General features: G+C 66.8%; 19 protein-coding genes and 1 other RNA gene. 6 read left to right on the top strand and 14 right to left on the bottom strand.

All coding sequences use genetic code 11. The features are described 5' to 3' along the window. Positions 1-100: 100 nt before the first annotated feature. From tsf to proS, 8 genes are all read right to left on the bottom strand, one after another. Entirely contained in the window at positions 101-1027 is a 927-nt protein-coding gene (gene tsf, locus IM784_RS14950) for a translation elongation factor Ts (RefSeq protein WP_199556157.1), read from the bottom strand. A 101-nt stretch (positions 1028-1128) separates the two neighbouring features. Further along, positions 1129-1884, bottom strand: coding sequence for a 30S ribosomal protein S2 (gene rpsB, locus IM784_RS14955; protein WP_199556158.1), 756 nt, complete (start codon positions 1882-1884; stop codon positions 1129-1131). Between the two features lie 96 nt (positions 1885-1980). After that, the gene (locus IM784_RS14960; RefSeq protein WP_199556159.1) at positions 1981-2643 is read right to left on the bottom strand and encodes a lysoplasmalogenase family protein; all 663 of its coding nucleotides are present in this window, start codon (positions 2641-2643) and stop codon (positions 1981-1983) included. Continuing rightward, positions 2640-3161, bottom strand: coding sequence for a DUF1993 domain-containing protein (locus IM784_RS14965; RefSeq protein ID WP_199556160.1), 522 nt, complete (start codon positions 3159-3161; stop codon positions 2640-2642). The genes IM784_RS14960 and IM784_RS14965 overlap by 4 nt, the downstream gene beginning before the upstream one ends. A 37-nt stretch (positions 3162-3198) precedes the next feature. Continuing rightward, on the bottom strand, positions 3199-6654 hold the full coding sequence (gene dnaE / locus IM784_RS14970) for a DNA polymerase III subunit alpha (RefSeq protein WP_199556161.1): 3456 nt from the start codon (positions 6652-6654) through the stop codon (positions 3199-3201). 66 nt (positions 6655-6720) lie between these two features. Next, positions 6721-7401, bottom strand: coding sequence for an ABC transporter ATP-binding protein (locus IM784_RS14975; protein ID WP_199556162.1), 681 nt, complete (start codon positions 7399-7401; stop codon positions 6721-6723). Further along, a complete protein-coding gene (locus IM784_RS14980; protein WP_199556231.1) occupies positions 7394-8620 on the bottom strand; it encodes a lipoprotein-releasing ABC transporter permease subunit in 1227 nt (408 codons plus the stop codon). The genes IM784_RS14975 and IM784_RS14980 overlap by 8 nt, the downstream gene beginning before the upstream one ends. 17 nt (positions 8621-8637) lie before the next feature. After that, the gene (proS, locus tag IM784_RS14985) at positions 8638-9927 is read right to left on the bottom strand and encodes a proline--tRNA ligase (protein ID WP_199556163.1); all 1290 of its coding nucleotides are present in this window, start codon (positions 9925-9927) and stop codon (positions 8638-8640) included. Between the two features lie 489 nt (positions 9928-10416). On the opposite strand from proS, the gene IM784_RS14990 reads away from it, so the two are divergent. Continuing rightward, positions 10417-11004 carry a hypothetical protein gene (locus IM784_RS14990; protein WP_199556164.1) on the top strand — a complete coding sequence of 196 codons (588 nt, stop codon included), beginning with the start codon at positions 10417-10419 and terminating at the stop codon, positions 11002-11004. On the opposite strand, the gene IM784_RS14995 is transcribed toward IM784_RS14990, so the two are convergent. The 4 genes from IM784_RS14995 to IM784_RS15010 all read right to left on the bottom strand — a co-directional run bounded on the left by IM784_RS14995 (position 10967) and on the right by IM784_RS15010 (position 15614). Next, positions 10967-12601, bottom strand: a complete 1635-nt coding sequence (locus tag IM784_RS14995; RefSeq protein WP_199556165.1) for a CTP synthase — start codon at positions 12599-12601, stop codon at positions 10967-10969. The two genes, IM784_RS14990 and IM784_RS14995, sit on opposite strands and share 38 nt — an antisense overlap. An 84-nt stretch (positions 12602-12685) precedes the next feature. After that, positions 12686-13099 (bottom strand): preprotein translocase subunit SecG, encoded by a 414-nt coding sequence (gene secG, locus IM784_RS15000; RefSeq protein WP_199556166.1) that lies wholly within the window; start codon positions 13097-13099, stop codon positions 12686-12688. A gap of 112 nt (positions 13100-13211) precedes the next feature. Further along, positions 13212-14444 carry an acyl-CoA dehydrogenase family protein gene (locus IM784_RS15005; protein ID WP_199556167.1) on the bottom strand — a complete coding sequence of 411 codons (1233 nt, stop codon included), beginning with the start codon at positions 14442-14444 and terminating at the stop codon, positions 13212-13214. A 117-nt stretch (positions 14445-14561) separates the two neighbouring features. Further along, positions 14562-15614 (bottom strand): FxLYD domain-containing protein, encoded by a 1053-nt coding sequence (locus tag IM784_RS15010; protein ID WP_199556168.1) that lies wholly within the window; start codon positions 15612-15614, stop codon positions 14562-14564. Between the two features lie 183 nt (positions 15615-15797). On the opposite strand from IM784_RS15010, the gene IM784_RS15015 reads away from it, so the two are divergent. From IM784_RS15015 to IM784_RS15025, 3 genes are read left to right on the top strand one after another with little or no spacing between them, the layout of a single operon-like run. Further along, positions 15798-16331, top strand: a complete 534-nt coding sequence (locus IM784_RS15015) for a YdcF family protein (protein WP_199556169.1) — start codon at positions 15798-15800, stop codon at positions 16329-16331. Next, entirely contained in the window at positions 16328-17032 is a 705-nt protein-coding gene (locus IM784_RS15020; protein ID WP_199556170.1) for a lysophospholipid acyltransferase family protein, read from the top strand. The genes IM784_RS15015 and IM784_RS15020 overlap by 4 nt, the downstream gene beginning before the upstream one ends. Continuing rightward, the gene (locus tag IM784_RS15025; protein ID WP_199556171.1) at positions 17029-18003 is read left to right on the top strand and encodes a DUF2125 domain-containing protein; all 975 of its coding nucleotides are present in this window, start codon (positions 17029-17031) and stop codon (positions 18001-18003) included. The genes IM784_RS15020 and IM784_RS15025 overlap by 4 nt, the downstream gene beginning before the upstream one ends. A gap of 328 nt (positions 18004-18331) precedes the next feature. Here IM784_RS15025 and ffs read toward each other — a convergent pair. Then, an RNA gene (ffs, locus tag IM784_RS15030) (signal recognition particle sRNA small type) lies at positions 18332-18430 on the bottom strand. Positions 18431-18547: 117 nt separating this feature from the next. Between ffs and IM784_RS15035 the strand changes: the two genes are divergently transcribed. Both IM784_RS15035 and IM784_RS15040 read left to right on the top strand, forming a co-directional pair. Continuing rightward, positions 18548-20206: a DNA polymerase III subunit gamma/tau gene (locus IM784_RS15035; RefSeq protein ID WP_199556172.1), complete on the top strand. Its 1659-nt coding sequence runs from the start codon at positions 18548-18550 to the stop codon at positions 20204-20206. Beyond that, the gene (locus IM784_RS15040) at positions 20203-20520 is read left to right on the top strand and encodes a YbaB/EbfC family nucleoid-associated protein (protein WP_199556173.1); all 318 of its coding nucleotides are present in this window, start codon (positions 20203-20205) and stop codon (positions 20518-20520) included. The genes IM784_RS15035 and IM784_RS15040 overlap by 4 nt, the downstream gene beginning before the upstream one ends. A 13-nt stretch (positions 20521-20533) precedes the next feature. On the opposite strand, the gene recN is transcribed toward IM784_RS15040, so the two are convergent. After that, complete coding sequence (gene recN / locus IM784_RS15045) at positions 20534-22177, bottom strand: DNA repair protein RecN (RefSeq protein WP_199556174.1); 1644 nt, start codon at positions 22175-22177, stop codon at positions 20534-20536. Between the last annotated feature and the right edge of the window lies 1 nt (position 22178).

Genomic DNA, 22178 nt, shown 5'->3' on the forward strand with positions numbered 1-22178 from the left:
CGATGCAGAGGCATCGAGTTCGGCCTGACGGCCGGCGCGCGGTTGCGCTTACGGCGTTCCGCCGATTGCGCTGCGACCGCTGCCGGCCGGAGGTTTGGCTTCAGGCGCCGGCAGCGGCCGCGACTTCGGCTGCGAAGTCGCTTTCCTTCTTCTCGATGCCTTCGCCCAGCTGGAAGCGGACGAACTTGGCGACGAGAATGTTGCCCGACAGGCGCTTGGCTTCGCTGCCGATGAAGTCGGCGACCTTGGACTTGCCGTCGATCACGAACACCTGGCTGAGCAGGGCCTGCTCGCCGGCGAACTTCTTCACCGCGCCATCGACCATGCGCTCGATGATGTCGGCGGGCTTGCCCGAGCCGGCGGCCTTTTCGACGGCAATCGCGCGCTCGCGCTCCAGCAGGGCCGGATCGATGTGCTCGATCGAAATGGCGAGCGGGTTGGCGGCGGCCACGTGCATGGCGACCTGCTTGCCGATCGCCATCAGCGCGTACTTGTCGGCGATGTCGCTGTCGATGGCGACGAGCACGCCGATCTTGCCGAGGCCGGCACCGGCCGCGTTGTGCACATAGGAGGCAACCACGCCGGTCGCTTCGACGACGGCGGCGCGGCGTACCGACTGGTGCTCGCCGATGGTGGCGATGTTGTTGGTCAGCACGTCCTGGACGCTGCCGCCGCCGGCCGGATAGTCGGCTGCGAGAAGCGTTTCCACGGCTTCGCCCTTGGCGAGCGCGACCTGCGTCACTTCGCGGACGAATTCCTGGAACTGGGCGTTCTTGGCAACGAAGTCGGTTTCCGAGTTCACTTCGACGACCGCGCCGCGGTTACCCGAGACGGCGACGCCGACGAGGCCTTCGGCCGCGGTGCGGCCGGACTTCTTGGCAGCAGAGGCGAGACCCTTGGCGCGCAGCCAGTCGATGGCCTTTTCCATTTCGCCTTCGACTTCGACGAGCGCCTTCTTCGCGTCCATCATGCCTGCGCCGGTCAGGTCGCGCAGTTCCTTGACGAGGGCGGCGGTGATGTTGGCCATGGCTGGCTCCTTCTCTCTCTAAGTTTGTGGGCGCTGCACGGTGACCCGTGCAACGCCCGAATGTCATGCCGATGACAGGCCAGCCCGGAGGCCGGCCGATATCAGGCGATAGCCGCTTCTGCTTCCGGCTCGACCGCAGCGCCGAGATCGACGCCTTGCGATTGGGCGCGGCCCTGCTTGCCGGCGAGGACCGCGTCAGCAACCGCGTTGCAGTAGAGCTGGATGGCGCGGGCGGCGTCGTCGTTGCCGGGCACCGGGAATGCAATATTGGCGGGGTCGGTGTTGGAATCAAGGATCGCGATCACCGGGATGCCAAGGACATTGGCTTCCTTGATGGCGAGGTCTTCCTTGTTCACGTCGACCACGAACATCAGATCCGGCAGGCCGTTCATGTCGCGGATGCCGCCCAGCGAGGCTTCGAACTTGTCGCGCTCGCGGGTCATCTTCAGCACTTCCTTCTTGGTGAAGCCGTGCGTGTCGCCCGAAAGCTGCTCTTCCAGCGTCTTGAACTTCTTGATCGAAGCCGAGATCGTCTTCCAGTTGGTGAGCATGCCGCCCAGCCAGCGGTGGTTGACATAGTGCTGGCCCGACCGGCGGGCTGCCTCTGCCATCGGATCCTGGGCCTGGCGCTTGGTGCCGACGAACAGCACCTTGCCGCCGGCGGCCGAGGTGGCGCGGACGAAATCGAGGGCGCGCGCGAAAAGCGGCACCGACTGCGACAGATCGAGGATGTGGATGCCGTTACGCTCGCCGAAGATGTAAGGCTTCATCTTCGGGTTCCAGCGATGGGTCTGGTGGCCGAAATGGGCGCCTGCTTCCAGCAGCGCCTGCATCGACACCTGCGGGGTGTCCGTCATGTGTAGTCTCCTAACCGGTTGGTTCCGCCGCGAAGGTAAGCCCGACTGTGGCCGGGCACCGGAGGTTTCCCTTCGCGTGTGGGATGGGCGGGGCAGCTAGTGGCGCGCGCGGGAAATGTCAAGTTTGGAGGAGATGCCCCCCAGCCGCGAGGCGACGCCCCACGCGATCATTGCCTGACCGCCGAAATAGGTGAGCCAGATGGCGTAGGAGGCCCAGCCGATGCTGGCGAGGATTTCCATGCGGGCGAAGATCAGCAGATCGGACAGCAGGAACAGCAAGGCGCCTGCGAAAGCGAGCGGGAAGCGGGAGAGGCTGGCGGTGGCCGCCATGGCGGCGAGGAACAGCGTGTAGAAGGCGATGGCGAGCTTCCAGCCTGCCGGGGCGAGGGTTGCAGCGAGGGCGATGGAGCCGGCGAAGAGGATCAGGGCGAAGGCGAATTGCGCCTGTCTGGCGCCGGCCCGGCGGTTTCGCAGATAGAGGGTGATGGCGACGACGTGGCCGAGCGCGAAAACCGCTGCGCCGCCGATGAAGTTCAGTTCCAGCACCATGTCGGCGATTGCGCCCAGCGCGAGGACGCTGGCGAGCAGGCGGTGGTTGGTCGAGCGGCCCTGAGACGACGCCCAGACGGCCAGCAGACCTACGCCCGCGCCCTTCCAGGCGATGGCGGCGGCGGGCGGCAGATTCCAGCCCCTGCTCGCCATGTAGCTGAGGCCGGCTGCGATTGCGGCGAGGAATATCCAGTTGTGGCGCAAGATCACAACTTCAGGCGGGGGCGGCCCATGAAATCCCGCTTGCCCAGCGCCACGCCCTTGCTGCGCAGGATGTCGTAGAAAGTGGTGGCGTGGAAATAGAAGTTGGGCGTGGAGAAGGAGAGGAGGAAGTTGGCGCCCGTGAAGGGCATCCGCGTTTCGCCGAAGACGAAGGCTGTTTCCTGATCCTGCAGGGCTTCCAGATCGGCAGCTGTCAACGCCGCGAGCTTCTCGTCGGCTCCCTGCAGCAGGGCCTTCAGCCCGGCGAAATCGGTGGGCCAGGGCTTCATGTCGGGGCTGAATTGGCCGGCGCGCACGCCGTCGATGCCGCCGATGCTGTGATGCGGAAGGCATTTCACCTGATAGCCCAGCGGCAGCATGTCCGGCGCGAGGCTATAGCCGATCACTTCCTCGGCCGACTTGCCCTGTTCGCTTGCCCATGCCTCTGCCTTGCCAAGGATGTGGATGGCGGCGCCGATGGTCTGACGGAAATTGGGAACTACGGCGTCATAGAGAGAGAATGTCATCTTCCTTACCCCTGTCATTTTCTGCATCGTCGTCGCTTCAGGCTACTGCCCGCAGCATGGAACCTATCGCCTTGATGCTCGCGCCGGCGATGCCCGGCAACTGGCGGATTTCGGCGTCTGCGCCGGCCGGCAGGGCGAAATCGCGGCCGAGCCGGATGACGGCCGGCGGGCCATCCCTGCGCGGAACGCTGACCTGCACTTCGCTGCGGCCGCCGCGCGGCAGCCAGGCGGCGAGCGACGGCAAAAGGTCGGGCCCGGCATCGGCGGCGAATTCGATTTCGAGCAGCGCGCGGGCGCTTTTCACCAGTGCGTTCAACGGGCTGGCGTTCTGGATGGTGAGGCGCGGGCTTTCGTCGCCTTCGCGCCATTGCAGTTCGACATCGAGCAGCAGGGTTTCGCCAGCGGCCATGGCGGCTGCCACCTGTTCCTGCGCTTCGGCGTTGAAGACGGTGGCGCCCCATTTGCCGCTCTGGTCGGTGAGGTCGGCCATCATGTAGCGCTTGTCCGGCCCCTTGCCCTGCGGCACGCGCCAGCGGCTGTCCTCGACGAGGCCGGCCATCTTCACGGTGAAGCGGGTGCCGGCGCTGGAGCGTCGGGCGAGCGCTTCGGTGGCCGTGGTGACGTTCATGGCGGCGAGGACCGCGGCGTGGGCTTCGACCGGGTGGCCGGAGAACCAGAAGCCGTAGGCGTCCTTTTCGCGGGAGAGGCGTTCGCCGAGCGGCCATGGCTTTGCGTCGGGCAGAGGCACCGATTCGGCGGCGGCGTCGCCGCCGAAGAGGCCACCCTGCCCTGTCACCCGCTGGTCGGCGGCGCGGGTGGCCGCCGCCATCAGCAGCTCGGCGCCGGCATAGATGCGCGCGCGATCGATGCCGAAGCAATCGAAGGCGCCGGCCGATGCAAGCGATTCCATCTGGCGGCGGTTGAGGGCGCGCGGATCGATGCGGTTGACGAAATCGTCCATCGAACGGAACGGGCCATTGGCGTCGCGTTCCCGGACGATGTCGGCCATGGCGCCTTCGCCGACGCCCTTCAGCGCGCCGAGCGCGTAGCGGACGGCGATGCGGCCTTCGTGATCTTCGAGGGTGAAGTCTGCCCCGGAGGCGTTGATGCAGGGGCCGAGCATCGGCTGTTCCAGCCGGCGCATGTCGTCCACGAACACCGCCAGCTTGTCGGTGAGGTGGATATCATAGGCCATCGAGGCAGCGAAGAAGGCGGCCGGGTGGTGGGTTTTCAGCCAGGCGGTCTGCCAGGCGACGAGGGCATAGGCGGCAGCGTGGCTCTTGTTGAAACCGTAGCCGGCGAACTTGTCGACGAGATTGAAGATGAATTCGGCCTGGGTTTCCGGCACGCCCCTGGCCTTGGCGCCGTCGACGAAGCGGGCGCGCTGGGCGTCCATTTCCGCCTTGATCTTCTTGCCCATGGCGCGCCGCAGCAGGTCGGCGTCTCCGAGCGAATAGCCGGCGAGCACCTGCGCGATCTGCATCACCTGTTCCTGGTAGATGATGACGCCGTAGGTCGGCTTCAGCAGCGGCTCCAGCATCGGGTGCAGATAGTCGGGCTGTTCGCGGCCCCATTTCCGCGCGGCGAAGCTGGGGATATTGTCCATCGGGCCGGGACGATAGAGGGCGCCGAGGGCGATGATGTCCTCGAAGACGCTGGGTTTCACGAGGGCGAGGGCGCGGCGCATGCCTTCGGATTCGAACTGGAAGACGCCGACGGTGTCGCCGCGGGTCATCAGCGCATAGACGGCCGGATCGTCCCACGGGAGGGTGTCGAGGTCTATTTCGGTGCCGCGCGCCTGCAGCAACTGGGTGGCGCGGGCGAGGACGGAGAGGGTTTTGAGGCCGAGGAAGTCGAACTTCACGAGGCCGGCTTCTTCGGCCCATTTCAAGTCGAACTGGGTGACGGGGAAATCCGAGCGCGGATCGCGGTAGAGCGGGACGAGTTCGGAGAGGTCGCGATCGCCGATGACGACGCCGGCCGCGTGGGTGGAAGCGTGGCGGGGGCGGTTTTCCAGTTGCAGGCCGACCTTGATGAGCTCGGCGACCTTTGGGTCGGCCTTCATCTCGGCCCTGAGTTCGGGGACGCCATTGAGGGTGCGGTTCAGATCCCACGGGTCGGCGGGGTTGGCCGGGATCAGGTTGGAGAGACGGTTCACCTGCCCATAGGGGAGCTGCATCACCCGCCCGACATCCTTGACGACGGCGCGGGCCTTCAGCGTTCCGAAGGTGATGATCTGCGCTACCTGCGCGCGGCCGTATTTCTGCTGAACGTAACGGATGACTTCCTCGCGCCGGGTTTCGCAGAAATCGATGTCGAAGTCGGGCATCGACTTGCGTTCCGGATTCAGGAATCGTTCGAACAGCAGCCCGAGTGCGAGTGGATCGAGATCGGTGATGGAGAGCGCCCAGGCGACCGCCGAGCCGGCGCCGGAGCCGCGGCCGGGGCCCACGGGGATCCCCTGCCCTTTTGCCCACTGGATGAAGTCGGCGACGATCAGGAAGTAGCCGGAAAAGCCCATGTCGCCGATGATCTTCAGCTCGAAATCGAGGCGCTCGCGATAGGGTTGTTCGTCGACGGAAAGGCTGGCGAGGCGCTTGTTCAGGCCTTCGATCGCGAGTTCGGTGAGGGCTGCCTTTTCCGCCTCGGCGTCGGGCACCAGCTTGGGAAGGACGGGGTCGCGTTTCTTCAGCGCGAAGGCGCTGCGGCGGGCGACATGCTCGGTCATGGCCAGCGCTTCGGGGAGATCGGCGAAGCGTTCGGCCATTTCCGCCTGTGTCGGCAGATAGTGGCGGGCATTAGAGCGCTGGCGTTCGGCGGATTCGAGATAGGCGCCTTCGGAAATGCAGAGCATGACATCGTGGGCGCCGTGGCCGGAGGCTTCGAGGAATTGTGCCGGGTTGGTGGCGACGATGGGGATGCCATCGGCATGGGCGAGAGATAGCAGGCCGTTTTCGCTCGCCTTTTCGACTGGATCGCCGGTGCGGGAGATTTCGACGAACAGGCGATCGCCGAAGAGCTGGCGCAGGCGGAGCGCCAGCGCCTGCGCTTCGCCGGCCTGCCCGTCTGCGAACAGCCGGGCGAGCGCGCCGTCTGCGCCGCCGGTAAGTGCCAGCAGGCCTTCGGTGCGGCCGAAGAGGGTGTCGAGCTCGGCTTCGCCCTGCATGTGGGTTTCGGAGACGAGGGAGAGCAAGTTCTGCCAGCCGACGGCGTTCTGGGCGTAGAGCGGGAGATAGTCCACCGGCGGCTTGCTGCCGGGGCGGAGAACGCCGGGTGGCAGGGTGCGGACGATCGGCAGCAGCGTGCCGATGATGGGCTGCACGCCTTCGTCCATGCAGGCCTTGGAAAAGGCCATTGCCGCGAACAGGTTGCCGCGATCCGCAAGACCGACGGCGGGCGTGCCGGCCTTGGCGCAGGCCTTGGCAAGCGCCTTCACCTCGATGGTCGACTCGAGCATCGAGAAGCAGGACTGGACCCGGAGGGGGATGAACATATTCAAACCTAGTGGGTTTGGCGCATCGGCCTCAAGCGTCGGAGCCGAGATAGTTGGGGAAAATCCTCACCCGGCGACGAGCTTGCCGTGATCCAGCCTGACGACCCGGTCCATCTTTGCGGCGAGGGCGCGGTTGTGGGTGGCGATGAGGGCTGCCGAGCCTTGCGAGCGGACGAGGGTGAGGAATTCTTCGAGGACGCGGGCGGCCGTGTCTTCGTCCAGGTTGCCGGTGGGTTCGTCGGCTAAAACGAGGACTGGCTTGTTGGCCAGCGCGCGGGCGACGGCGACGCGTTGCTGTTCGCCGCCGGATAGCTGGGCCGGGCGGTGGTGGAGGCGGGCTGAGAGGCCGAGGACGGTGAGCAGGTCGCGGGCGCGGGTTTCTGCGGCGGCGCGGGCGGTGCCGTGAACGAGTTGCGGAAGCACCACATTTTCCTCGGCCGAGAAATCGGGGAGGAGGTGGTGGAACTGGTAGACGAAGCCCAGCTTGTCCCGTCGTAGCGCGGTGCGTTCGCGGTCCGACATGTGGACGGCGGCCTTGCCGTCGATGGCGATGGCGCCGCCGAAGCCGCCTTCGAGGAGGCCGGCGGCCTGCAGAAGGGTGGATTTTCCCGAACCGGACGGACCCAGGAGAGCGACGATCTCGCCCTTCTCCAGCCGGAAGTCGACGCCGCGCAGGACCTCGATCGTGACGTCGCCCTGCTGGAAGCTGCGGGTGAGTGCTGTGAGCTGGAGCGCGGCCTCATTCATAGCGGAGCACCGTGACGGGATCGGTGCTGGCGGCCTTCCAGGCGGGATAGAGCGTGGCGAGGAAGCTGAGCACGAGGGTGAGGACGACGATGCCGATCACCTCGACCGGGTCGGTCTTGGACGGCAGTTCGGTGAGGTAGCGGACGCTCGGATCCCAGATGTTGGTGCCGGAGAGGCGCGAGACGACGGCGATGATCTGCTCGCGGAAGCGCAGCACCAGGAAACCGAGCGCCAGCCCCAGCAGCACGCCAAGCGCGCCGATGGTGGTGCCGACGATGACGAAGATGCGCATCAGCGCCGAGCGGCTGGCGCCCATGGTGCGCAGGATGGCGATGTCGCGGGTTTTTGCGCGGACCAGCATGATGAGCGAGGAAAGGATGTTGAAGACGGCGACGAGGATGATGATCGACAACACCCAGAACATCACCACCTGCTCCACCACCAGCGCTTCGAACAGGGCGCTGTTCATTTGTCGCCAGTCGGTGATCTGGGCGGACATGGTGATCTTTTCGGCGAGCGGCTGCAGGTAGCGTTCGACCTTGTCCGGGTCGACGGTGGTCATCATTACCATGCCTACCTCGTCGCCCATGTTGAACAGGGTCTGTGCCTGATCGAGCGGCAGGACGACGAAGGCCTTGTCGAAATCGTAGATGCCGATCTCGAAGATGGCGCCGATTTCATAGGAGACGATGCGCGGGACGGTGCCGAAGGGGGTGACGTTGCCGTCGGGCGAGATGAGGGCGATCTGGTCGCCGACGCGGACGCCCAGATTCTCGGCGAGGCGCGCGCCGATGGCGACCACCGGTTCGCCTGCCTTCAGGCGGTTGATGTCCCCGGATTGCACCGTCTTGGCAATGACATCGGTGTGCTTGATGTCCTCGATGCGCATGCCGCGCACGAGGACGCCTTCGACCCGGCCCTTGGCCGAGCCCATCAGCGGCTGTTCGATGAGCGGGATGGCGGTGACGACGCCGGGCGTCTTCTTCGCTTCCTCGACGACCATCTTCCAGTCCGGCAGGCGGCCGCCATAGCCCTGCGCCACGGCGTGGCCGTTCAGGCCCTGGAAGCGGTCGAACAGTTCGGCGCGGAAGCCGTTCATCACGCTCATGACCGCGATGAGGGCGGCGACGCCGAGGGCTACGGCGACCAGCGAAATGCCGGCGACGAGGACGATGAAGCCCTCGCCGCGTCCGGGGAGGAGATAGCGCCGGGCGATCATGCGTTCGTAGGAGCTGATCACTTCAGCAGACCGGCCAGCACGCTTTCGATGGAGGCCTCGTGCTTCTCGCCGGTGGCGCGGCGCTTGATCTCGACCGTGCCGGCGGCGACGCCCTTGGGGCCGATGGTGATCTGCCAGGGGAGGCCGATCAGGTCCATCGTGGCGAACTTCTCTCCGCCGCGGGCTTCGCGGTCGTCGTGCAGGACGGTGCGGCCGGCTGCCTCCAGCTTTGCCTGGAGATCGTGGGCTGCGGCGGCGCAGGCGGAGTCGTCCGGGCGGAGGTTGATGAGGCCGATATCGAAGGGCGCGACCGAATCCGGCCAGATGATGCCGGCTGCATCATGGCTCGCCTCGATGATGGCGCCGATCAGCCGCGAGACGCCGATGCCGTAGCTGCCCATCAGCGGGGTGACGAGCGTGCCGTCGCGGTCCTGCACCTGCATGCCCATGGCGGCGGAATATTTGGTGCCGAAGAAGAAGATGTGGCCGACTTCGATGCCGCGGCGACGGGCGAGCCGCTCGGGCGGCACCGGGCAATTGTCGACCTTTTCATGCTCTTCGGCCTCCATCGCGTAGAGGCTGCGCAGCCTGGCGGGGGCTTCGGGGTCGGCGAGGTCCACTTCGTCCAGCGCCGAGTCGTAGAAGACTTCGCTTTCGCCGGTATCGGCGAGGATGTGGAATTCGTGGCTGAGGTCGCCGCCGATGGGGCCGGTGGGGGCGCGGACGGGGACGGCGCGCAGGCCGAGGGCGGCGAAGGTCTTCAGGTAGGCGGTGAACTGCGCGTCATAGCTTTCGCGGCCGCCCTCTTCGGTCATGTCGAAGCTGTAGGCGTCCTTCATCAGGAACTCGCGGCCACGCATGACGCCGAAGCGGGGGCGGACTTCGTCGCGGAACTTCCACTGGATGTGGTAGAGCGTGCGGGGCAGATCGCGGTAGCTGCGGACGCAGTCGCGGAAGATCGAGGTGATCATTTCCTCGTTGGTGGGGCCATAGAGCATTTCCCGCCCGCCGCGATCCTGAAAGCGGAGCATTTCAGGGCCATAGGCGTCGTAGCGGCCCGACTGACGCCAGAGATCGGCCGACTGGATGGTTGGCATCAGCAGCTCTACCGCGCCCGCCTTCGCCTGCTCGCGGCGGACGATGTTGGCGATATTGTCCAGCACACGCAGGCCCAGCGGCAGCCAGGCATAGATGCCGGCGGCAGTCTGGCGGATCAGGCCGGCCCGCAGCATCAGCTGATGCGAGACGATCTGCGCGTCGGAGGGCGTCTCTTTCATGACGGGCAGGAGATAACGGGAAAAGAGCATGGGACCTCGTTTGCGTGGCCGTGCTTCACGCCGGCTGGGGCGCTCGGCGCCGGGGGCGGCGGAGCGCACGCCCTAGCCGAAGCTGTGGCGCGGCTGCAACAGCCGCCGAGCGAATCGTTCGGGACTGTTCCAGTTTGATGACAGTCGCTCAGACACTATCTAGGGTCGCGTCACCAAGGCAGCATGGCTGGCCAGGGTTCGGGGTTGGTCCGGTGATACTTAGCCCCATGAAGAGGGCGGCGCACCAAGGCAGGACCAATCAAAAAGGGTGTCTACGGGATACACGGCCGTCCGGCGAAAGCCGGGCGGCCTAGTTTTTCTGCCCCTGACTTTAGGCAGGGGGCGACATGTTGCGCCCTTCTCAAATCCGCATGACCCCGGCATTAACAGCGCACGTATGGGGCCGTTACAGGGAACGGCTCTGGCGTTCATTCAACCGCTTGAGGGGGGCTCATGCGCGGTATCCTGTTGTGTATTCTAAGTTTTTCGTTGGTTTCGGCACAGGTCAAGGCGGCTGCGTGCTGGGAGGCCGAGGAATATGAGGCTGCGCGGATGCGCGACCTGCAGACGGTGCTGATGGTGAGCGCGCTGAAATGCGGGCGCTCGATGCCGGACATGCCGGCTGCCTATAACCGATGGGTCGGCCGGGCGAAGGCGTCGCTGATCGAGGGGGAGAAGAAGCTGCTGGCGCATTTCGTGCGGGAGGGCGACCGGCTGAAGTACGACAAGTTCACGACCGCGCTTGCCAACAAATATTCGGAATATGCCGAGCACAGCCGATTCTGTGAGCGGGCGAAGCTGCTGATGGATGCCGACGAGAAGCATAATGGCGTGCTGGCGGAGGTGGCGCTGCTGCTGAATTCGCGGCCGAACGGGGTGGAAGACATGTGCCCGGCGAAGAAGCCTGCCGGTTCGCAGATCATCGTTTCGCCGTTCGATCCGATTCCCGAGGGCGGCGCCGCGCAGGATGCGCCCGGCCAGCCGGTGGTTGCCGGAGAACCGGCAGCGGTGGCGGCGCCGGCGACGGAAACCGCAGCCGCTATACCAGCCGGGACTGTTTCAGCGCCGCCTCAATGAAGCTTGCGAACAGCGGGTGCGGTTCGAACGGCTTGGACTTCAGCTCCGGGTGGAACTGCACGCCGACGAACCAGGGGTGATCCGGACGCTCGACGATCTCGGGCAGCCGGCCATCCGGTGACATGCCGGTGAAGGCGAGGCCCGTTGCTTCCAGCCGGTCGCGGTAGGCGGTGTTCACTTCGTAGCGGTGGCGGTGCCGCTCGGAGATTTCGGTGGCGCCATAGATGGCGTTGGCGTGGCTGTTGCCCGCCAGCACGGCCGGGTAGGCGCCAAGCCGCATGGTGCCGCCAAGGTCGCCTCCGGCCTCGCGCTGTTGCAGGCCTTCTTCCGACATCCATTCGGTGATCATGCCGACTATGGGTTCGCTGGTGGCGCCGAATTCGGTGGAGGAGGCGTCGGGGATGCCGGCGAGGTTCCGTGCGGCCTCTACGCAGGCCATCTGCATGCCGAAGCAGATGCCGAGATAGGGCACCTGCCGTTCGCGGGCGAAGCGGATGGCGGCAATCTTGCCCTCTGCGCCGCGTTCCCCGAAGGCGCCGGGCACCAGGATGGCATGCAGCGGCTCGAGGCTGGCGGCAATGTCGCTTTCGGATTGTTCGAACAGCTCGGCATCGATCCAGCGGATGTCCACCCTGGCGCGGTTGGCGATGCCGCCGTGCACCAGCGCTTCGTTCAGCGACTTGTAGGCATCCGGCAGGCCGACATATTTGCCGACGACGCCGACGGTGACGCGGCCTTCTGCATTGGTGATGCGGTCCATGATGTCGGTCCAGCGACCGAGATTCGGCTCGCGGCCTGGCGGCAGGCCGAAGGCGTGGATCACCTGCGCATCCAGCCCCTCGGCATGATATTGCAGCGGCACGCCGTAGATGGAGGAGGCGTCCAGCGCCGGGATCACGGCTTCCTTGGGGACGTTGCAGAAGAGCGCGATCTTGGCCCGGTCGCTTTCCGGCAGCGGCTTTTCGCAGCGGCAGACCAGCACGTCGGGCTGCACGCCGAGCGAGGCGAGTTCGCGGACGCTGTGCTGGGTGGGCTTGGTCTTCAGTTCGCCGGCGGCGGCGATATAGGGCACCAGCGTGACGTGGACGGAAATGCTGTTGCCGCGCCCCAGGTCGTTTCGCAGCTGGCGAATCGCTTCGATGAAGGGGAGCGATTCGATATCGCCGACGGTGCCGCCGATTTCGCAGAGAACGAAATCGACATCGTCGACGTCGGCGGTGGCGAAGGCCTTGATGGCGTCGGTGACGTGGGGAATCACCTGCACGGTGGCGCCCAGATAGTCGCCGCGGCGTTCGCGGTTGATGATCGTCTGGTAGATGCGGCCCGAGGTGATGTTGTCGGTCTTGCGCGAGGCGACTCCGGTGAAGCGCTCGTAATGGCCGAGGTCGAGGTCGGTTTCGGCGCCGTCGTCGGTCACATAGACCTCGCCGTGCTGATACGGGCTCATCGTACCCGGATCGACGTTCAGATAGGGATCGAACTTGCGGATGCGCACGCGATAGCCGCGTGCCTGAAGCAGTGCGCCCAGAGAGGCGGCCATGAGGCCTTTGCCAAGGGAGGACACCACGCCGCCGGTGATGAAAATGAACCGCGCCATGGGAGAACAGACCTAACGAAAGGCGCGCCCGCTGTCACGCGGGCGCGGCCGGTTTTCAACAGAAGTTTGGGTTAAAGTTCGAAGTTACCTGGCGACCGGTACGGTCTGATCGGCTGCCGGCGCCGTTGCCGGAGCAGCGGGCACGCCCGGAGCGGCAGCGCCCGGAAGCACCGGAGCGATCGGCGGCGCGTTGCTGGGGGGCGCGGCGGGCATGGAGCCGAGCGGGCCGACCGGCGCCGATTCGCGGGCGAGCGAGGTGTCGATCGTCTGCGGCCGATTGCTGTGGCCGGCGAGCCAGGCGAGGCCAAGCGAGGAAATGATGAAGAGCGTCGCGAGGACCGCCGTGGTGCGGCTGAGCAGGTCTGCGGCGCCGCGTGCCGAGACGAGGCCGCCGGCAGAACCGCCGCCCGTGAGGCCGCCGCCTTCTGACTTCTGCAGCAGGATCACACCCACCAGCGCGAGCGCCAGCAGGCCATGGACTACGAGAAGGAAGGTCATCAGCACGTGGTTGGGTCTCGCCAGCTCTGGTTCGGGGAAGCCGGGCACATAGGGACGACGGCGCGTTTAGGCAAGGTTGGCGGCCGGGCGCGAGGCGCGGCCGCCACCGTCGTCAATTGTATCTGCGCAGTTCGTCCTTCGCGATTGCCTGGCGGTGCACTTCGTCCGGGCCGTCGGCGAGACGCAGGGTGCGCTGGTGCGCATAGCCCGAGGCGAGGCCGTAATCCTGGCAGACGCCACCGCCGCCGTGCGCCTGGATCGCCATGTCGAGCACCTTGGTCGACATGTTGGGGGCCACCACCTTGATCATGGCGATCAGGGTCTTGGCTTCCTTGTTGCCGACGGTGTCCATCATGTAGGCGGCCTTCAGGCAGAGAAGGCGGGTCTGCTCGATCTCGATGCGGGCATTGGCGATGCGTTCGTGCCAGACGCCCTGATCGGCGACCGGCTTGCCGAAGGCGACGCGGCTTTTCAGGCGCTTCACCATCTTTTCGAGCGCCCGTTCGGCGGTGCCGATGGAGCGCATGCAGTGGTGGATGCGGCCCGGCCCGAGGCGTCCCTGCGCGATTTCGAAGCCGCGGCCTTCGCCCAGGACGATGTTTTCGACCGGCACGCGAACATTTTCCAGCAGCACTTCGAAGTGGCCGTGCGGCGCGTCGTCGTAGCCGAAGACCTGCAGCGGACGCAGCTTGGTGAGGCCCGGCGCGTCCATCGGCACCAGGATCTGCGACTGCTGCAGGTGCTTGGGTGCGGACGGGTCGGTCTTGCCCATGACGATGTTCACGGCGCAGCGGGGATCGCCGACGCCGGACGACCACCATTTGCGGCCGTTGATCACATATTCATCGCCGTCGCGGACGATCGAGGTTTCGATGTTGGTGGCGTCGGAGCTGGCGACGGCGGGCTCCGTCATCAGGAAGGCCGAGCGGATTTCGCCGTTGGCGAGCGGCTTCAGCCATTTATCCTGCTGTTCCTTCGTGCCGTAGCGGGCCAGCACTTCCATGTTGCCGGTGTCGGGCGCGGAGCAGTTGAACACTTCGCTGGACCAGCCGACCTTGCCCATCTCTTCGGCGAGGGGGGCATATTCGAGGTTCGTGAGCGGCGTTCCGTCGAAGTGGAACGCGTGCACCGGGGTGCCGCCGTGCGTGGGAGGAACGAACATGTTCCAGAGGCCGGCGGCGCGGGCCTTGGGCTTCAGCTCCTCGATGACGTCGATCACTTTCCAACGCTCGCCGCTGTAGGCCTCTTTCTCGTAGCGGGCTTCGTTGGGATAGATGTGCTCGTCCATGAACGCCTTCAGGCGATCCTGCATCTCGCGCATGCGCGGCGTATAATCGAAAATCATCTGTTTCTCCCCATCCCGGCAACCGGGTCCATCATAACTGGTGCGGAAGCCTTGGCGCAGTTGGAGGGGGGCGGCAACCTGTGGGAAGGGGCGGGGTGCAAGGGCGCCTGTTGGGCGTCAGAGTCTGCCCAGTTCGCCCGGCTTCAGCTGCAGCCGCATCCGCGCCGCGCTGGACGGCGGATCGATGGCGCTGGTTTCGAAGTCAGCCGTGCCGCCGGGCGCCAGAGTCTCGATCTCGGGGCGCACCATCCAGCGGCCGACGGTTCTGCCCTGGGCATCCAGCAGCAGGATTTCCACCGGAGGAACGGGAAGCCTTTCCCTTGTCGGGTTGCGGATGACGCCCTTCACCTCCCAGATCTGCCGGTTGTCCGAAAGGCGGCGCTTCCCGGCGTCGGCTTCGATGGTGAGCGGCGGCGGGGGGGTTCTGGGCAGGGCTATGGCAGGAAGCTGCACCTGATCGAGGCCGATGACGGACGGATCGTAGGGCGGCAGGCCATAATCTTCCGGCTGGACGCGGCCCGCTGCAACCAGCGCGGCCCATGTGACGGCAAGGGCCAGCAGCAGGGCCAGCAGCCACGGCCAGATTCGGCGGCGGGGCTTCTCGTCTTCGTCGGGCCACTCTTCCCCGGTCCACTCGCTGGCGGGCAGTTCCTCGTCTGCTTCCGATGGCGGGAGCTCGTCGGCTTCCTCGTCCTGATAGGCACCCGGGCCGAGCAGGCGGGGCCGGATGGCGCGACGCTCCGGAGGCGTGGGAAGTGGAACCGGGGGCGCTTCGAAATGGATCGAGGGCCGGGCGGGCGCTGCGTAGATGGGGGCGCTGGGGTCCTTTGGCGGCGTGAAGCCGGGCGCCGAGAAAACGGGCGGCGGACGATCGAGCGGGGGGGAGAAATCGGGCTTTGGCGCCGGCGGGGCCGGCAGTGGCCTGGGATCGGGCCAGCCGGCGACCGAGGCCCATGCGGCATCGGCCAGCCTTGGCGGCTCGTCGGGCGGCATGGGATCGTCCAGCTCGAGGACTTCTTCCTCGGGCAGGGCCTCCCAGATGGTGCGGCAGACCTTGCAGCGGGCACGCCGGGGACGGTGCACGGCTTCGCCGTCCGGGCCGGGCTCGGTAGGCCAACTGGTGGCATCGATACGGTAACGCGCCCCACAGCCAGGGCATGTGAGCTGCATGATCGGTCTTTTCCACAAGAACGGCGCCTTGCACAAGTATTTGCGGCAGAATGCCGGCCACAGCGTTTGCAAAGTGTCGTGGCAGGCGGCTATGTCCGCCATCCAATGGCCAGAAGGCGAACGACAAGCAGGCGGCAGAGCCCTCGGAATGGTCCCGGCCCGCTTGGCTGGCTGGCGCGTGCCATGGCCTTGCTTTTTCTCGTCTGGATCGGCGGTTTTGCCGTTTTCGTTCTCAACCAGGCGGGCCCTGCGCCGGAGGGCACCGTTACCGACGCGGTTGCGGTGCTGACCGGCGGGCCGGGCAGGCTGGCGCGGGGCAAGGATGTGCTGAACGCGGGGCTTGCGAAGCGGATGCTGGTGTCGGGCGTCGACCCCAGCGTGCGTCCGAACGAACTGGCGGAATCAGCCGGGTTTCCATCGGCGATGTTCACATGCTGCGTGGACCTGGGCTTTGAAGCCGACAGCACGCGTTCCAACGGCGATGAAGTCGCGCGCTGGGTGGAGCGGCATGGATTTCGCTCGGTGCGGCTGGTGACGGCCGGATATCATATGCCGCGGGCGCAGGCGGAGCTGGAAGCGCGGCTGCCTCCGGGTGTTGTGGTGGTGCCCGACGGCGTGCGGGCCGGGCTGCCGCTGTGGTCGATGCTGATCGAATATGGCAAGTTCCAGGCTTCCTGGGCAATGCTGCGGGTTCGCCCTGTGAATTGGGGGCAATGATGCGATTTCTGGGGTCCGTGCTGTTTTCGGTGGTGATGGTGCTGGGCACGATCGGGATCGCCGGAGCTACGGCGCTGGTCTCGCCCTTCTCGCATGACCTTGTGCGCCGCGGTGCGCATCTGTGGTCGGCCTGGTGTATCGGCTGCGCGCGCATCCTGCTGGGCCTGAAGCTGGAGGTTCGCGGCAGCGTTCCGCAGGAGGGGGTCATCGTCGCCTCGAAGCACACCTCTGCCTATGAGACCATCCTGACGCTGTACCTGTTCCATCACCCGGCGGTGGTGATGAAGTCGGAGCTGCGGAAAATTCCGATCTGGGGATTTGTGTCCTTCAAGCATGGCAGCATTTTCGTGGAGCGGGGCAAGGGCGCCTCGGCGTTGAAATCGATGTTGCGGCAGGCGAAGGCGCGGGTGGCGGAAGGCCGGCCGATCTTCATCTTTCCCGAAGGCACGCGGGTGAAGGTGGGGACTGCGCCGCCGCTGAAGCCGGGCCTGTTCGGCGTCTATTCGGGGCTGAAGCTGCCGGTTGTTCCGGTGACGCACAATGCCGGGGAGTTCTGGGTTCGCGGCTTTGTGAAACGGCCGGGGACCATCACCATCACCTTCATGCCGGAAATACCGGCCGGGCTGCCACGCGAGGAGCTGGAGGGGCGGGTGCATGCAGCGATCAACCGCGATCCGCTGACCGCCGAGGCACGGGCGTGATCGGGCGCCTGCCGCTGTGGATGATGCTGCTGCCGCTGGTGGCCGGCGTGGCGATATGGGCCTATGTCTGGCGTGGGCAGGCCGCCGGGTTTGAAGCGGATCTGGCGCGCGTGTTGCCGCCCAACAGCGAGATCGAGGCCGGCGGTTTTCCCTATCGGCTGGAGGTGCATGTGCAGCCGGTGGACCTGCTGGCGCAGGACGTGGCGCTGAAGGCCAGCCTGAAGGCGAGTGAAGCGACGATCAACCGTGTGCCGTGGCAGCCGGAACGGCAGGTGATCAATCTGGGCGAATCGGTGGCCGAGATTTCGCTGGCGCCGATCCAGGGGGCTATTGCGCGCATCGCCTCGCCCGAAGCGCAGGCCTCGCTGCGGCTGGATGGCGGCAAGATTGCCCGGCTTTCGATCCTGTGGGAGGGGGCCGACATCCAGACCGGGCTGTTCGCGACGCCGGCGACCGCAAAGCATTTCGAAGTGCATCTGCGGGAGACGCCTTCGTCTGCCGCTGCGGCCGACACGGATAATCCGCGGCCTCCGACACAGGCGCAGCTGGTGCTGGCGGGGGAAAGCGTGCGGTTCGGGCACGGCGACCCGCTGAAGCTGGAGCTGCAGGCGGAGCTGACGGCGACCTCGGCAATCCGGAGCCTTGCGGCCTGGACGGATGGAGGGACGGCGGAAGTGCGCCAGGCAAGCATCCACGACGCGACCGGTGAAGTTGCCAGCCTGAAGGCGACCATCGTTTCCGATGGTCTGCGCGGCCTGATGGTGGCGGGAACGATCGAGACGGTTTGCCCGGCCAGCGTCCGCGCGGCGATGGCGGGCCTGCCGCCGATTTCTGAATCGCGGACGCGAAAGGCCGAGACGATCGCGTTTCAGGGATCGCTGCCGGGGAAGCTGGTGGCGGCGGAGCGAGACCCGAAGAAGCCGCCGGCGCCGGTGAGAGGCCAGGAACCACCCTGCCCGCGGCTGAGATAGTTTTTTGTTGGCCGGCCTGCGGCCGGTTCCGCGCACTGGCGCGGGCGCGCAGTCGCGCTTGCGGGCTGCGCCCGTATTTCGTCCGAGTTGGCCGGCCTGCGGCCGGTTCCGCGCACTGGCGCGGGCGCGCAGTCGCGCTTGCGGGCTGCGCCCGTATTTCGTCCGAGTTGACCGGCCTGCGGCCGGTTCCGCGCACTGGCGCGGGCGCGCAGTCGCGCTTGCGGGCTGCGCCCGTATTTCGTCCAAGCTCCCCGGCCGAAGGCCGCAAGGCCGACCGGCCGCCCGCGCCAGTGCGCGGAACCGGCCAAAGGCCGGACCAAAAAAACAGAACAGTGGGAACCGAGGCGACCCGCGCCGTATTCGTTACGGCTGCTTCCTTCCGGATCTGACCGGGTTGGCGAGCGGCACGCCCGCCCCGGTTCCCGGCGCGGCATATGGCGATTGAGCGCCGGAAAGGCAACCTGCGTCTGTGCACTGGCTTCGGGCCGGCTTTCGGGCGCCCTTCCCGCTTGATTATGCGGCTGCGAAGCGTCACTTCAGGGGCATGAGTCTGTTCCCCGAAGATGCGCCCTATCGCGTGCTCGCCCGCAAGTACCGGCCGGGGGATTTCGATGCCCTGATCGGGCAGGATGCCGTGGTGACGACGCTGGGGAATGCGATTTCCAGCAACCGGTTGGCGCAGGCCTGGCTGCTGACCGGGGTGCGTGGCGTCGGCAAGACCTCCACTGCGCGAATCATTGCCAAGGCGCTGAACTGCATCGGCCCGGACGGCAGTGGCGGGCCGACGATCCATCCTTGTGGCGTGTGCTCCAACTGCACGGCCATTACGGCGGGCCAGCATATCGACGTGGTGGAGATCGACGGCGCCTCGAACAATGGTGTCGACGATGTGCGCGAGATCATCGAGGCGGTGCGCTATTCGGCGTCGCAGGCGCGCTACAAGATCTATATCATCGATGAAGTGCATATGGTCTCCAAGGCGGCGTTCAACGCGCTGCTGAAGACGCTGGAGGAGCCGCCGCCGCACGTTAAGTTCATCTTTGCGACGACCGAGGCGAACAAGGTTCCGGCGACGATCCTGAGCCGCTGCCAGCGTTTCGACCTGAAGCGGGTGCCCGCGGATACGCTGGCGGCGCATTTTGCCAGGGTGAGCGAAGCCGAGGGCGTGACGGCCGAGCCGGAGGCGCTGGCGCTGATCGCGCGGGCGGCCGAGGGCAGCGTGCGCGACGGGCTTTCCATTCTGGACCAGTCGATTGCGCTGGCGGGACAGGGGCCGGTGACGGCGGGCGCCGTGCGCGACATGCTGGGGCTGGCCGATCGCGGGCGGGTTGCCGGGTTGCTGGATGCGGTGCTGAAGGCGGATGTGCACGGGGCGATGGCGGCGATGGATTCGGCGCATTCGGCGGGTGTGGAGCCGCAGGCGCTGGTATCCGGTCTGTTGGATCTGTCGCACGCAGTGGCGCGCGCCAAGCTGGCCGGAAGCGCCGATCCGGCGCTGGCAGAAGGCGACCGGGCGCTGGTGACGCAATGGGCGGGGCAGCTGTCCTTCCCGCAGATTCACCGGTTGTGGCAGTTGCTGCTGAAGGCCCACGCGGATGTGGCGCAGGCGCCGATCCCGCAGCAGGCGGCCGAGATGGCGGTGCTGCGCTGCGTGCACGCATCCGGCCTGCCCGATCCGGAGAAGCTGGCGAAGCTGCTGGCGGAAGGCGGCGCTTCCTTGCCTGCGACGCGCAGCGAAGCGCCTGTGCCGCGACGCGAGACGGCGCCGGTTGCGTCTGCCGTGCGGCAGCTTGAGGCGATCGAGATTCGCGATGCGGCGGCGCTGGTTGCGTTGTTCGAGCAGAAGCTGGAGCCGATGCTGGCAAAGCAGCTGCGCGACGATGTCGCCGTGGTTTCCGTGCAGCCGGGCCAGCTGGCATTGGCGCCGGTGGGCAAGCTGCCCGGCACCTTTGCCGCCGATGTCCGCCGGCATCTGGACGACTGGACCGGGGCAAAATGGAATGTCGAGATTGGCGCGTCGGCAGAAGGGGTTGAAAGCCTGCGCCAGACGGCCGATCGCCGGACCGCCGATGCGCATGAGGCAGCACTTGCCGAGCCGATGGTGCAGGCGCTGACACAGGAATTTCCGGGTGCAGAGTTGATCTTTCCGCCACCGCCGCGCGAAAGCCTCTCACCCCCACGGCTGAGGAGCGCCACATCATGAAGAGTCTCGACGACATCCTGAAAATGGCCGGCAATGTGCAGGCGCAGCTGGCGCAGGCGCAGGAGGGGCTGGACAAGATCGAGGTGAGCGGCGTGTCTGGCGGCGGGCTGGTGAAGGTGACCGCCAGCGCCAAGGGGCGGATCATTTCGCTGGATATCGATCCGTCGCTGTTGTCGCCCGATTCCAAGGAGATGACGGAGGATCTGATCGTTGCCGCGCTGAACGACACGCGGGCGCGGGCGGATCAGGCGGCACATGCGGAAATGCAGAAGATGACGGCGGGGCTGCCCTTGCCGCCCGGATTCAAGCTCTAGCCGCCTTCCAACTTCAGCCTGCGAGCAGGCGCTCCGCCTGGGCGCGGGCTTCTGCCGTTACTTCCGCGCCTGAGAGCATGCGCGCGATCTCGTCGCGGCGGTCTTCGGGCTGCAGGGCGAAGATTTCGGTGCGCCCTGCCGCCTTGCTGATGCGGAAATGGTGGGCGCCTGCGGCCGCCACCTGCGGGCTGTGCGTGACCACCAGCACCTGAGCGGATTCGGCGACGCGGGCGAGGCGGGCGCCGATGGCGTTTGCGGTGGCGCCGCCGACGCCCCGGTCGATCTCGTCGAAGATGAGCGTGCCCGCCGTGCCGGTGCGCGCCAGCGAGACTTTCAATGCCAGCGTGAAGCGGCTCATTTCGCCGCCGGACGCGATCTTTGTCAGCGGGCCGAAATCGGTGCCGGCGTTGGTGGCGATCTCGAACCGCACCTGATCAGCGCCGACGGCGCTGGCGGGTGCGGGCTGGATGGCGGTGCGGAAGCGGGCAGCCTCCAGCTTCAGGGCGGGCAGCTCTGCGTTGACGGCGGCATCCAGTTTGCTGGCGGCGGCCTGGCGCGCGGCGGTCAGTTCCCTTGCACGGACGGCGAATGCGTCTGCGGCTGCTTTTTCGCTGGCCTTCAGCGCCGCCAGTCCGTGCCCGGCGTTTTCCACCGCAAGCAGGCGGCCAGCCAGATTCTCGGCCAGTTCCGGCAGTGCCTCCACCTCGACGCGGTGCTTGCGCGCCATTGCTCTCAGCTCGAACAGCCGCGATTCGGCGGCCTCCAGCGAGTCCGGCGAAATGCGGAAGCGGGCGCGGACGCTTGCGAGCGCCTGTTCTACCGCGTCGCCTTCGGTCAGCGCGCGGTCCACCGCATCGAGCGCAGCCTGCAGATCGGGATCGGCATCGGCCATGCGCTCCAGCCGCCGGGCGGCTTGCCTCAGCTGCGAGAGGGCGCCGTCGGCGGAGGACAGATGTGTGTCCACGGCATCCAGGCTCTCGGCCAGTCGCGCGCCCTTTTGCATGTTGGAGCGGGCTTCGGAGAGTTCGGCCTCTTCGCCGGGGAGCGGCTTCAGCGCGGCGAGCTCGGACGCGGCATGTTCCAGCCAGTCGCGGTCGCGGGCATCGGCCTCGGCGCGGGCTTCGGCTTCCTCGCGGGCGGTGGCTGCCGCCGCCCATGCGGCATGGGCTGCAGAGACATCGCCGACCAGCACGCCGTGCCCGGCGAAGGCATCGAGCAAGGCGAGATGGCCGCGCGGGTTCAGCAGGCCGCGTTCGTCGTTCTGACCGTGGATTTCCACCAGCATTGCGCCGAGCTGGCGGATGAGACCGGCGGAGACCGACACGTCGTTCACGTGGGCGCGGCTGCCGCCGTCTGCCTTCAGGGTGCGGCGCAGGATTATGGCGCCGGGTTCCTCCTCGGGGAGGCCGTTTTCCGCCAGCAGGGCAAGCGCCGGGTGGCCGGGGGCGACGCGGAATTCGGCGGAGGCGCTGGCTTGCGCGGCGCCCTTGCGCACCATCGCGGCGTCGGCGCGTTCACCCAGCGCGAGGCCGAGACCGTCGAGCAGGATCGATTTCCCGGCGCCGGTTTCGCCGGTAAGGACGGTCAGGCCGCGTTCGAAATCGAGCTCGACCCGCTCGATGAGGACGAGGTCCCGGATTGCGAGCTGGACCAGCAAG

Source organism: Sandaracinobacteroides hominis (assembly GCF_016464365.1).
Classification (GTDB): Bacteria; Pseudomonadota; Alphaproteobacteria; order Sphingomonadales; family Sphingomonadaceae; genus Sandaracinobacteroides; species Sandaracinobacteroides hominis.